General features: G+C 45.3%; 11 protein-coding genes and 7 tRNA genes. 14 read left to right on the top strand and 4 right to left on the bottom strand.

Annotated features, from left to right (window positions below; translation table 11 throughout):
• Positions 1–5 precede the first annotated feature (5 nt).
• Both ahcY and ACNI29_RS11715 read right to left on the bottom strand, forming a co-directional pair.
• Positions 6–1,424, bottom strand: coding sequence for an adenosylhomocysteinase (gene ahcY / locus ACNI29_RS11720; RefSeq protein WP_419778554.1), 1,419 nt, complete (start codon positions 1,422–1,424; stop codon positions 6–8).
• A gap of 56 nt (positions 1,425–1,480) precedes the next feature.
• Positions 1,481–2,392, bottom strand: coding sequence for an ArsR/SmtB family transcription factor (locus tag ACNI29_RS11715; protein ID WP_419778553.1), 912 nt, complete (start codon positions 2,390–2,392; stop codon positions 1,481–1,483).
• A 251-nt stretch (positions 2,393–2,643) separates the two neighbouring features.
• Between ACNI29_RS11715 and ACNI29_RS11710 the strand changes: the two genes are divergently transcribed.
• The 5 genes from ACNI29_RS11710 (at position 2,644) to ACNI29_RS11690 (ending at position 3,963) form a co-directional block, all read left to right on the top strand.
• Complete coding sequence (locus tag ACNI29_RS11710; protein WP_419778552.1) at positions 2,644–3,147, top strand: DciA family protein; 504 nt, start codon at positions 2,644–2,646, stop codon at positions 3,145–3,147.
• Positions 3,148–3,183: 36 nt separating this feature from the next.
• Positions 3,184–3,531, top strand: coding sequence for a hypothetical protein (locus ACNI29_RS11705; RefSeq protein WP_419778551.1), 348 nt, complete (start codon positions 3,184–3,186; stop codon positions 3,529–3,531).
• Between the two features lie 85 nt (positions 3,532–3,616).
• Positions 3,617–3,691 (top strand) — tRNA-Gln (locus ACNI29_RS11700).
• Between the two features lie 21 nt (positions 3,692–3,712).
• Positions 3,713–3,790, top strand: a tRNA-Glu gene (locus ACNI29_RS11695).
• A 95-nt stretch (positions 3,791–3,885) separates the two neighbouring features.
• Positions 3,886–3,963: transfer RNA gene (locus ACNI29_RS11690), tRNA-Glu, on the top strand.
• A 75-nt stretch (positions 3,964–4,038) separates the two neighbouring features.
• On the opposite strand, the gene dsdA is transcribed toward ACNI29_RS11690, so the two are convergent.
• Positions 4,039–5,391: a D-serine ammonia-lyase gene (gene dsdA, locus ACNI29_RS11685; protein ID WP_419778550.1), complete on the bottom strand. Its 1,353-nt coding sequence runs from the start codon at positions 5,389–5,391 to the stop codon at positions 4,039–4,041.
• Positions 5,392–5,544: 153 nt separating this feature from the next.
• Between dsdA and ACNI29_RS11680 the strand changes: the two genes are divergently transcribed.
• The 4 genes from ACNI29_RS11680 (at position 5,545) to ACNI29_RS11665 (ending at position 6,104) form a co-directional block, all read left to right on the top strand.
• Positions 5,545–5,619, top strand: a tRNA-Gln gene (locus ACNI29_RS11680).
• Between the two features lie 62 nt (positions 5,620–5,681).
• A tRNA-Glu gene (locus tag ACNI29_RS11675) sits at positions 5,682–5,759 on the top strand.
• 96 nt (positions 5,760–5,855) lie between these two features.
• Positions 5,856–5,933 (top strand) — tRNA-Glu (locus ACNI29_RS11670).
• 93 nt (positions 5,934–6,026) lie between these two features.
• A tRNA-Glu gene (locus tag ACNI29_RS11665) sits at positions 6,027–6,104 on the top strand.
• Positions 6,105–6,167: 63 nt separating this feature from the next.
• Here the strand turns inward: ACNI29_RS11665 and ACNI29_RS11660 are convergent.
• Positions 6,168–6,581 (bottom strand): NHL repeat-containing protein, encoded by a 414-nt coding sequence (locus ACNI29_RS11660; RefSeq protein ID WP_419778549.1) that lies wholly within the window; start codon positions 6,579–6,581, stop codon positions 6,168–6,170.
• Between the two features lie 104 nt (positions 6,582–6,685).
• Between ACNI29_RS11660 and ACNI29_RS11655 the strand changes: the two genes are divergently transcribed.
• The 5 genes from ACNI29_RS11655 (at position 6,686) to ACNI29_RS11635 (ending at position 12,277) form a co-directional block, all read left to right on the top strand.
• Positions 6,686–7,567 (top strand): LysR family transcriptional regulator, encoded by an 882-nt coding sequence (locus ACNI29_RS11655; RefSeq protein WP_419778548.1) that lies wholly within the window; start codon positions 6,686–6,688, stop codon positions 7,565–7,567.
• 251 nt (positions 7,568–7,818) lie between these two features.
• Positions 7,819–8,550: an NYN domain-containing protein gene (locus tag ACNI29_RS11650; RefSeq protein ID WP_419778547.1), complete on the top strand. Its 732-nt coding sequence runs from the start codon at positions 7,819–7,821 to the stop codon at positions 8,548–8,550.
• Between the two features lies 1 nt (position 8,551).
• The gene (locus tag ACNI29_RS11645; protein ID WP_419778546.1) at positions 8,552–10,879 is read left to right on the top strand and encodes an NACHT domain-containing protein; all 2,328 of its coding nucleotides are present in this window, start codon (positions 8,552–8,554) and stop codon (positions 10,877–10,879) included.
• A 31-nt stretch (positions 10,880–10,910) separates the two neighbouring features.
• On the top strand, positions 10,911–11,438 hold the full coding sequence (locus ACNI29_RS11640) for an HD domain-containing protein (RefSeq protein ID WP_419778545.1): 528 nt from the start codon (positions 10,911–10,913) through the stop codon (positions 11,436–11,438).
• Positions 11,439–11,719: 281 nt separating this feature from the next.
• Positions 11,720–12,277 (top strand): GAK system XXXCH domain-containing protein, encoded by a 558-nt coding sequence (locus ACNI29_RS11635; protein ID WP_419778544.1) that lies wholly within the window; start codon positions 11,720–11,722, stop codon positions 12,275–12,277.
• Positions 12,278–12,282: the final 5 nt, after the last annotated feature.

The following is a 12,282-nucleotide window of genomic DNA, read 5'->3' as shown; positions in this document are numbered from 1 at the left end:
TAAAATTAGTAGCGGTAGTGATCAGGCTTGTAGGGACCGTCAACATCAACGCTGATATAGTCTGCCTGTTCCTTGGAGAGAACATCAAGCTCAACACCGAGACGCTCAAGGTGCAGACGTGCAACTTCTTCGTCGAGCTTCTTGGAGAGGATCATAACCTGAGGCTCGTAGTCGTTCTTAGCGAGGTCGATCTGTGCAAGAGCCTGGTTGGTGAAGCTGTTGGACATTACGAAACTGGGGTGACCGGTAGCGCAACCGAGGTTTACAAGGCGGCCTTCAGCAAGAACGATTACGGACTTGCCGGATTCCAGAACCCATTTATCAACCTGAGGCTTGATTTCGATTTTTTCAGCCTTGGGGTTGTCTTCGAGGTAGCCCATTTCAATTTCGTTATCAAAGTGACCGATGTTGCAGATGATAGCTTCATCTTTCATGCGGGCAATGTGCTCGCCTTTAACAACGTGGTAGTTACCGGTGCAGGTAACGAAAACATCACCGCGTTCAACAGCGTTGTCCATGGTGGTTACTTCAAAACCTTCCATGGCAGCCTGCAATGCGCAGATGGGATCGATCTCGGTAACGAGTACACGTGCGCCGAAACCGCGCATGGACTGGGCGCAACCCTTACCAACATCACCGTAACCGACAACAACGACTACTTTACCGGCGATCATAACATCGGTGGCGCGCTTGATGCCGTCAGCAAGAGACTCGCGGCAACCATAGAGGTTGTCGAATTTGGACTTGGTAACGGAGTCGTTAACGTTGATTGCGGGGAAGAGCAGTTCGCCTGCTTCCTGCATCTGGTAGAGGCGGTGTACGCCAGTGGTGGTTTCCTCGGAAACACCGCGTACTTTTTTCGCGATTGCGGTCCATTTGCCGGGGGCTTCTGCGAGAGAAAGCTTAATGCGGTCCAGAACGCACTGGAATTCCTTGTTGTCGGTCTTCTCGTCAGCAACGGAAGCGTCTTTTTCAGCTTTCACACCGTGGTGGATGAGCAGAGTTGCGTCACCGCCATCATCAACGATGAGGTCAGGGCCGGAACCGTCAGGCCAGGTCAGAGCCTGCTCGGTGCACCACCAGTATTCTTCGAGGGTCTCACCCTTCCATGCGAAGACTTTGGCAGTACCGTTAGCTGCGATAGCTGCTGCTGCGTGGTCCTGAGTGGAAAAAATATTGCAGGAAGCCCAGCGAATGTCAGCACCGAGAGCATACAGAGTCTCGATGAGCATTGCAGTCTGGATGGTCATGTGCAGGGAGCCCATGACCTTGAGGCCCTTGAGAGGCTTCTCTTCACCGTATTTTGCACGGATAGCCATGAGACCGGGCATTTCACGCTCGGAAAGCTGCATTTCCTTGTTACCCCAGTCGGCGAGGGAAATATCAGCAACTTTGTAATCAAGTTTCGGATCTACTTTAAGCATGGAAACCTCCATCATTTTAATTTCGCTCAGACAGTTGAAAATACCAGCTGCCTTAATTATTTTTTAGTTGATATACATACAAGGACAGTCAGTCCTTCATTAACAGGATATCGGCGAATATCAATGGAGCCAAGCCCGGCATCCTCCATCCATCCACCAAGTTCTTCTTCTGTAAAACCGAGTCTGCGGTCACCAAATTCACTGCGCATGCGCTCATTTGCGTGCGCGAGAAAATCGGCAATAACCAGCTTACCGCCACTGGAAAGAGTCCGTGCGGCCTCGGCAACGGCTTTGTCCGGGCGTGGCAGGTGATGCAGGACCATGGAAATAAAAGTCAGGTCCGCTTCCCAGTCACGCAGGGGCAAATGAGTAAGCTCACCGATGCGCAGACTTACGTCGGGGTGGTTACCCAAACGTTTCTCAGCCAGCTCCAACATCTTTGGAGAACTGTCCACACCGATTACAGTTTCACATTTGGACAGCAGACTTTCCAGCAGGGAACCGTTTCCGCAACCAAGATCAACGCCTACATTGCAACGCTCTACAAGGGTCAGCAACTCGCTATCCAAATTGAATTCACCGAAAACATCGCTCTGCAAGCGTTCCCAGTCTTCAGCTATTTCATCAAAAAATTTGCGTGTCTCCATGTTACGCTCTGCCAGAACCTTAGCCACGCGGTGACGGTCTTCTTCGACCTCAGGTTCATTCTCAATGAGCCAGCTGATGGATTCCGCAAAACGGTTGCCGCTGCCAGAACGGGCCAAGCGGTAGAAATTCCAGAGTCCTTCCCTTCTGGATTCCAGAAGGCCGCTCTCATGCATGATTTTCAAATGGCGGGAAACACGCGGCTGGGACATACCCAGAACCTGCACAACCTCACCAACATTAAGCTCATTGTCCCGCAACATGGCTAAAAGCCTGATACGAATCTCATCGGACAATGCCTTGCTGAATTTCAAAATTTCCATCAAACACCCCATCGGCAAAACATAACGACATCTTTATATAACAAAATCTGAATAGGCACTACCTCTCGACAAGGGAAGCGTCAAGCACTAATATTATATATAGACGCTGCCCCCTGCAGGCTGTACAGAAGGCTTTTTCGCAGCAAGGCCGCAGATGTTTTGTTCTTATGGACAAGCTGAAAGCTTTTGCCAAGATGGAATTTAATGTATAAAGAACCTTCACCAAGATCATTACGGGTATATCATATAACATGGCAGCAAAGAAAAAATATAACGGTCCTCGCAAACGGGTATTCCATCCCCGCCAGCGCAAAGTCCGCCACATGGGCGAAGCCATGGGTGACTATGTTTCGAGCATGGATGGTGAATATAAGCTCATGATTCCAAGACTTTGGAAAGCATGGCCGGACCTGATGGGCGAACTCTCCGAGTTCGCCAAACCGCTGGGACACCGCAAGCGGACCTTGATCCTCGCATCCGAGGATTCCGTAGCCGCACAGGAGCTATCATACTTCGCCCCGGAGATCCTGGAAAGAATAAATTCATTTTTTGGTGAAGAAGTCTTTGACAAGGTGCTATTTGAACTGCTAAACGGCAGGGTTCCATTGGACGGGTACGAATTGAAGCGTACTTTGTTCAAGGACGCCAAGATCAAGAAACCCGGCAAAATCGGCGGGTTGAAAGACAAATTTGATCCAGAATCGGCGGTCGGAAGATGTTATCTGAAGTACGTCCGCCTTTTTGAAAAATCATAAATTTCAGGGCATAAAGCCCACCTTAAGGAGGATATTATGAGTGATGAAACCCCCACCCTCGAGAGCCTTGAACTGAAGAAGCCCCTCGAAAAAATGACCACCAAAGACCTGCGTCAGCTCTGCATGAACAAAATGCCCCTGATCGCCGGTGCTTCCGGTATGGACAAGGAAACCCTGATTTCCAACATCAAGGAATACCTCGGAATCGTTGAAGAAGAAGGCGCAGTTTCCCCTTACAAAGATCGTATTCTCACCATCAAAAGAAAGATGAGAGAAACTCGTATCGAAAAGAAAGCTGCTGAAGGCCGCAAAGAGCGTAGCCAGCTCCGCCGCAAAATCAACAGAATGAAAAAACAGACTCGCGCTCTTGCTAAGTCTGTATAATAATTTTATTTTCAAAATACTTTAAAAATTTTGAAAATAGTTGTTGACAAGAAGAGTCATTCCAAATAAACACTCTTCTCGTTGCTGGGACATCGTTCAATTGGCAGGACGACGGGTTCTGGTTCCGTTAATCAAGGTTCGAGTCCTTGTGTCCCAGCCAACAACAAATTTTATGAGATGCGTCCCCATCGTCTAGCCTGGCCCAGGACACCGGCCTTTCACGCCGGCGACAGGGGTTCAAATCCCCTTGGGGACGCCACTCAATAAAATAGACTTGAACTGCCAGAACAAGTCTTCCCAAAAATCCGGCTTCACGCAATAGGCCATAGTGAAGCAGGTACATATTCAAGATGCGTCCCCATCGTCTAGCCTGGCCCAGGACACCGGCCTTTCACGCCGGCGACAGGGGTTCAAATCCCCTTGGGGACGCCACGAAATTTCAAAGCCCGATTCGCAAGAATCGGGCTTTTTCGTTTTGAAAGCAAATCTGAGGGCGTCACCTTGCCCCTATCCACAAAGCCCCTTCCCTTTCTCATAATAAACGGCCATCTCTTCAGCAGGAACCATGCTCCCACCAGTGCACCATGCGAGATGGATAGCCTGTTCCATTTTTCCGGTTAAATTGTGCTGAGCAAGATAATTTTGATCAGACAGAACTCTGATTATCCCGGGGACTCCCGCTAAGGCTGACGGCTCCAGCTCTAAATCCTCAGTGTCCGCCATCATGGCAAGTAACATATACATATTTTCATCGCTGACTGAGATTACCCCATCCAGCAGTGCATGCAGGGTTCTGCCCACAAAACCTGAAGGACGCCCGACAGCCAGACCGTCCGCAGCAGTCAGGTTATCAATTCCGAAATCCTGCACACTGACTCCATCATGCAACCCTGTATAAAGCCCGAGCAACATGGCTGGAGAATGGGTAGGCTCGGCAAAAATGCAATGCACATTATCCCCGAAAGCCAGCTTCAGACCAAAAGCAACACCACCCGGCCCTCCGCCGACACCGCAGGGAAGATATGCAAATAGGGGATGATCCTCATCCACCACAACGCCCATTTCAGCGAACTGCTTTTTCAAACGTCCGGCAGCCACAGCGTAACCCATAAAAAGATTGATCGAATTTTCATCATCAATGAAATAGCAGCTCGGATCAGCAGCAGCTTCATTGCGCCCTTCCGCCACTGCCAGACTATAATCAGATTCATACTCCAGAACATTCACGCCTTTGGAACGCAGCATATCCTTTTTCCACTGCCGCGCATCAGCAGACATATGCACACTAACTTTGAAGCCGAGCTGTGCACCCATTATTCCGATGGAAAGCCCGAGATTACCTGTGGACCCAACCGCAATGGAATATTTCCCGTAAAAAGAACGAAACTTTTCGGAATCAATTATCGAATAATCATCACTTGTATTCAGCATCCCGGATTTAATCGCCAAGGTCTCCGCATGCTTCAAAACCTCATAAATCCCACCACGGGCTTTAATGGAACCGGAAATCGGAAGAAGATTGTCACATTTAGCAAGCAACCTGCCCGGAAGCACTAAACCATACTTATCTTCCAATGCGGCTTTCATGGCTGAAATTTCCCTGACCGGTGATTCTATGAGTCCACCCGCTCCTGCAGTTTCAGGAAAAACCTTGGCAATGTAAGGCCTGAATCTTTCCAATCTATCCACGGCATCCCTGACATTCGTTTCGCCAAAAGGAATCCTGGCTGCCGCCTCAGCATATGTTTTGCTGCTCCTGTTGAACCAGCTGACCTCTTCGCAGCTGACCAGCTGCTTTATGGTTTCATGCTGTGAAATCCATTCTTCAACGCTTTTCCCGCCGTACTTTGTAGCTGTCACATTAGTCCCCTTGATGATAATTTTTTGTTGTCAACCGAGGAGTATAATATGGAAACAATTAATAACAGTCACTCCCCCCTTCACTTTTTTCAAAAAAGTTTTATTTTCTTGTTGACAGCCACACCGAATATACATAAAACGTTTTCTCGCTGCTGGGACATCGTTCAATTGGCAGGACGACGGGTTCTGGTTCCGTTAATCAAGGTTCGAGTCCTTGTGTCCCAGCCAGCAAAAATTTTACCCGCTTCACTAAGTATCAGGCTACTGAAGCGGGTCTTTTATACAGATGCGTCCCCATCGTCTAGCCTGGCCCAGGACACCGGCCTTTCACGCCGGCGACAGGGGTTCAAATCCCCTTGGGGACGCCATCAGTAAAAACAACCTTAATGCCAGATGAGGTTGACTCAAAATCCGGCTTCGTAAAAGTGATTCAGGCCACTGAAGCAGGTACATATTTAAGATGCGTCCCCATCGTCTAGCCTGGCCCAGGACACCGGCCTTTCACGCCGGCGACAGGGGTTCAAATCCCCTTGGGGACGCCATCGTAAAAACGACTTGCCAGCCAAGTCCTTATATAAAACCGGCTTCGTAACAAAGTGATTCAGGCCACTGAAGCAGGTGCATATTTGAAATGCGTCCCCATCGTCTAGCCTGGCCCAGGACACCGGCCTTTCACGCCGGCGACAGGGGTTCAAATCCCCTTGGGGACGCCACTTTTCCAAAAAAGGATTGAATCGAAAGATTCAATCCTTTTTTGCTTTCTATGCCGCTCAAGTTTAATGGACATCCGTTACCACCCCGCTGCGCTGAACAAATTTCACTACCCCATCGCGATCCACAAAAATAGCCTGCGGACATGAACCGACTTTCCTGACATCAGCAACCTCTCCATCAGCACTAACCCGATACAGTCTGCGCTGCGAAGCGGAGAGAACATAAACCGCGTTGTCTGGAGCAGTGCAAAAGCCGCTGATATGCCCGAATCCGTCCGCAAAACGCACCCACTCGCCATCAGCATAGACCACATAAACAATCCCTGCTTCCTGATCGGCAATGTAGCGGCTACGTTTGCCCTCTGCCACCAGCATCCCAGCCTGTGACGAAACGACCATAGCCCCGCAAAATAAGATCGTTGCCAGAACCGTTGCCACCAGCCGACTTGCAAAACCTGAAGAATACAATCCATACATTTTGAGAACCTCCGATTTGTGTTTGATTTAAGGTAGGACAAAGTATAATACTGATCCAATACCATTTACCTAAACTTTGAGATCAAAAAGGTATCATTATGCGCATGCGTCAATTACGCTATTTTATCGCTGTTGCCGAAGAGCTGCATTTTGGAAAGGCGGCTGAACGGCTGCACATCCAGCAACCTCCGCTAAGCAGACAGATTCAGAATATGGAAGAAGAGCTGGAAGTGCGCTTATTCAACCGTAACAACCGCAAAGTGGAGTTGACTGAAGAGGGCAAATACTTTCTCCAGGAAGCCAAGGAAATGCTGGGCATCATGGACCGCTCCAAAACAACCCTGCACGCCATGGGCAATGGACGGGCAGGCAAACTGAAGATCAGCTTCATTTATCTAGCCCTGTCCTCAACATTCCCGCAGATCATGGGCGATTTCATTGGGGATTACCCTGATGTGGATGTCAGTCTTTACGATGAAAACACATACCACCAGATAAACGCAGTCCGGGAAGGAACTCGCCATGTTGGCTTCGTGACCATGAACCTTGTCGACACCAAGGGTCTGGAATGCCTGACTGTTCACAAGACCAGCACCTGCGCAGCTATTCCGGCCAGCCATCCCCTTGCGCAAAAAAACGTGCTGAGTCTTAAAGACATTTCAAAACTTCCCTATATATGCAGCACGGATTCATACTGCCGCATGCGCGTAAAGGAGATGCAGAAAATTTTCAGTGAAAGAAACCTTGAACTAAAAATAGGGATGCAATACGAACGCAAACACACCGGAAACGTATTCGTCGCCGCTGGACTTGGCTGGACCGTAATCAACAGCGATTCAGCCGGGACCATCCCCGACGGCATCGCCCTCAAGCCACTTGAAATAGAGCTGCACCCCTTCGAGATCGGCATGATCTGGAACCCGGAACGGATGACCCCGCTGGTGCGCAATTTCATTGAGTTTTACAAGGGAAGGGTTGAGGAATAATTTACCCGGACCATTATTTGAAGAACACTATGCGGCAGTCATAGCGCATACAACCGCTCAATAGCGCTCGCACCAAGATTGCAACACTCTTTTCTGAGCAAAACACGATCTTTTGATCACTATACCAATGACCTATGCAATAATTATTAAAAACAACCACCCCTAATTCATAATTAGAAGTCGTAATCTAGACATGAGAATAAAACCATGACACACTACTAAAAAATAAATCATAACTACACATACTTAAAATGAAAAATGGAATTATCCTAGTGGACTTTGATAACTATGCTAACTTTCAAAGCATAGGCAGAAGGGCGAACCAACGACATGTCACAAGCTGTTTAAACCAACTAATCAGTTACCTTGGACAATGGAATAAGGACACATACAATCTAAACGAATTAACTATAAGATTTTATGGAGGATGGTATATTAACAATTCTGAAGAATATTCAGATAGATATAATATGCTAAGTGCAGCCTTATATAATGCTCCGAAAATTGAGAAAAAATGTAGATTAAAATTTATAATTGCTGACCATATCGCAATTGCACCACATAAACACCTATTACAGACTGTCAAAACTCAACCATTAAATAAAGTCATTTCCATAAGTGATAAAGTAAATGAACAATGTCCAGATACGAACTGTCCTATATATAAAGGATTGGAAGCGGCTGCCAATGGCTGCCCGACCCCCTGCAACATAAAACCTAAACATTTTTTCAGTGTATTCGAGCAAAAAACTGTCGACACATCACTAGTTATTGATATTGCCCACTACACACACAATGACGACTTTGACATGATTGGTGTTGTTTCGGGCGACTACGACATGATTCCGGGCCTAATCTATGCCTCGGAATCAGGAAAAGATATTTTTCTATTCAGAAATAAAGAACAATTACATTTTGATATTCATCTGGACAGGTGCAAAATAGAAACTGGATGTATAGCAAATTATGCAGGAGGGCTATAAATTGCGTTGGCCAATATCAAACGACATCGATGAAACGTATTCTAACATCAAATATGATATTAACTGTTTTGCAAATAGAAATACGCTGAATCAAATCAAGGCAAAAAACAATAAACTTACTTTAGAGTGGAAAGACAAAAGAATTACTAAGAATGCAACATTTACCATAACAAGAGATCATCAGATCAAAGTAAATTTCAATGATTCAATATTTACTTATAGAGATTTTCTCGCAAGTCCTGCTATGGCTGACCTAGAATACACATCGTCTCAGATTGTTGCGAATATGCAAACAATGCCACTACATCTTACCACTGAAGCTAATCGTATCCCCGATTCAAATAAAGAGACTGAAAGAATTGAATTTAAACAACTAATAAAACAGATCCTCGCAACCCCTCTTGTTTCTAAAAATGAATTAATCAATGCAACGCAAGTCATCTTTATCCGTGGGCAAGCTGGGGCAGGAAAATCAATTGCCGTAAAAGATATCACGCGCTCACAAGCCATGCTATACCAACAAGCAAAATCAGATTTTCTTTATTTTTACATCGATGCTCAAGGGAGAGCACTCGCAAGAATTGAAGAGGCCATCGCCTTGGAGACTCAGCGATACAATTTACAATTCCGCTATGATGCTCTTAGTGCCTTAACTCGAAACACCCTTATCATACCTATTATTGATGGATTTGATGAATTAATTGGTTCTGGTGGATTTGCAGATGCGTTTAAATCTCTTTCAAGCTTTTTGATGTCACTTAAAGAAAATGGGTGCATAATAGCGACGGGTCGCTCCACATTCTACGATGCCAAGATGCTTTCATACATAGCTAACAACTACAACTCTGTTGATCCACTCAACTATCAATTTGAGACAATTGAAATATGTGATTGGACAGAAGAACAAAGAAGGCAATACTTCAAAAAAGTAGAAGAGAGAGATGGCACGATTTTTACTGACGCAGCAGAGCAACAATTCAGACTCATCCCCCCCCACAACAGTCTCCTTCTATCAAAACCATTCTTTTGCGCACAATTAGCAGATTTCTTCAGTCATAAGCAAACATCTAACAACCAAAACACAAGCGCAATACTGAACGAAGTAAATTTAGTAGAATCATTACTGAATTTCTACATAGAGCGTGAAAACAACAAAATGCTAAACCGTCAAGGTGTGCCGATACTTACTATTCAAAACCACAAAAGTTTTTTGAACGAATTAGCGATAGAGCTTTGGTGGCAAGAACAACGAACAATCGATCAAGAAACTCTTCAGACAGTTGCTGAAATTGTCACTGAGGACCAAAAGATATCTCCAGAAGACGCAGCCATCTTTACTAACAAAGTAACATCACATGCATTACTGTCTTCAGAATTCGTAGGAGATGAACAACTTCTCAAGTTTGAAAGCCAAGCATATTATGACTATTTCCTGCTGAACAGCCTTAATCAGCTAATATTCGCTGAAAACAATCGAGATTTAAAACTATTCTTTTCACGCTCTTTACTTGGTGAAAACTTCATCCAATACTTTGAGCACGAAAACAGCCAACAATCTCCCGCTAAAGCAAAAAAAACAATCGAAATACTCTGTTGCGTTAGCTCAAAAAGCCCTGTTGGCAGTTTAGCGAGAAGAAACATAGGATCTTTGATCTGCTCTATACTGAGGCAAAGATCCGATCTAAACAATATTACAATTAAAGAAATAGAATGCTATAGAGAATCAATCAATGGCTTTTCAACTAATGCTTCAGTCTTCTTAAACTGCACTTTCAGAGATTTGTACGCACATGGAGTCAAATTAACAAATTCCCAATTTAAAAACTGCACATTTTCAAATATGCACATATCAAATTCTAGCATTTTTAATGGATCGGACATAATACCCACTAACACATTGAGTTCTCTTCACTTCGAATCGAATAAATACAACTCACTTAAAGAAATACATAGTATATTTACACAACTTGGAGCAAATAACCATGATACATCTCATCTAATAGAATTCAACCAAAGACAAAAAGAAGTCATTGATCTTATTGAAAAGTTCTACAAAAAAACAATGAACAAACTTTTTTTTGACCTAGACAAAGCTACTGACCCCCAGTTTAACCCAATCATCAATAACCCAAACTGGAGTGAATTAAGAGAAATATTCCTAAAATACGAGATACTCACGACAACAAAAAGATCCCGAGCAGGAACAATTAATTCTTTATACAGGTTTAATGTTTCAACCGACAATATACTAGAGTATATCAGCAATAAGAACACATGCCCAAACAGGAAAATGAGTGAGTTCCATGATTGGTTCCACGCTTTACACTAGTCAACTCGCACATCACACAAGGAATCCACCCATGCTTATTCCTACCCCGGAACAATGTGAAAAACTCCTCGCTTCCCACAACACCCCGGAAACGTCCGTAATCCACTCCAGAATGGTCCGCGACGTCGCCCGGCGCATCGGGCGTGATTTAAAGTGGCTACGCGACAGAGGACCAAATCTAGCCCTGATAACAGCGGGAGCATTGCTGCATGACATTGCCAAGGGTCAGGAGGACCATGCTGCCGCAGGAGCCGCCCTTCTTCGCGAAGAAGGGTATCCCGAAGTAGCCGATATCGTCGGAGCGCATAATGACCTTGAATATTCCGGCAAACTTTCAGTTACAGAGAAAGAAATTGTCTTCATCGCCGACAAGCTGGTCAAAGGGGACCAGATGGTCACAGTTATTTATATGTATGACCATAAAATAGAAGCATGTGGGAACGATACCCAAAAGGCTGAAGATTTGATGCAACGCAAAGAGACAGCATTGCGCATTAAGACTGCCATTGAGCAGGAAACTGGCAAAAACCTTGAAGAACTGGCGATTGCTGAAGATTAAATATTACCACCTGAAACAAATTACTATAAGGCCCGGAATCTAAAAAGATTTCGGGCTTTACTGTAAATTCTTACTGGCCGGATACCACCATACAGGTATATAATCCACAAAACCTGACACTTCTGGTATCGTCGTTTGTAAAGTAATGCCCTCTACTCAGTTGCCAAATTGTAACAAAACCGCAATTATTGTGCTAAGTCGATCATATACATCCTGTAGGGATAAACCGACCTGCTGCCAGTCTTGCATCAATAAACATCAGAGAAATACGGAGAGTTGATATGGCTAAAAAAAGCAAAATAGAAAAATATATCCAGCCCGGTGAACTCCCGGCCTTCCTGCGCAAGATGGCGGACGCCCTTGAAGGAGGAGCCTCGGAAGAAGATGCATATCTGGTGATGATTGAGGGTTTCAAAAAGCTCAAAATCAACATTCGAAATGAGTTCGGCCATACGGCTGTCAAAGTAACGGCCAAGCCCATGCCAGCGGAAAAAGAAGAAATAGCTGAAGACAAAATAGAAAGTTCTGTTGCAGAAGAAACGGCATCAGCTAAACCCAAATATAAATCACTCAAAAAAAGGATGAAAGCATCCTTTAAAATTATTTTCAAATCAGTACATGCCGGTACTCTTCCCCCCGCTGGCGTGGTGGAAGAATTCATGACCGACTCCAAGCTCATGGTCGGCTTCGAAGGCTACGGCGATGAATATTACGACGAATTCACGGAAGCCTGTAGACAATTTCAGCAGGCCTGTAACGACTCAGACATTGATGCCGCCCATAAAGCCTGTGACGAAATTAACAGCATCACTGCCCACTGCCATTCACGGTACAAATAAGAGGA

It is taken from the genome of Maridesulfovibrio spiralis (SeqCode), from assembly GCF_048571135.1.
Classification (GTDB): domain Bacteria; phylum Desulfobacterota; class Desulfovibrionia; order Desulfovibrionales; family Desulfovibrionaceae; genus Maridesulfovibrio; species Maridesulfovibrio spiralis.
This window is presented reverse-complemented; position numbering and strand designations above follow the sequence as displayed.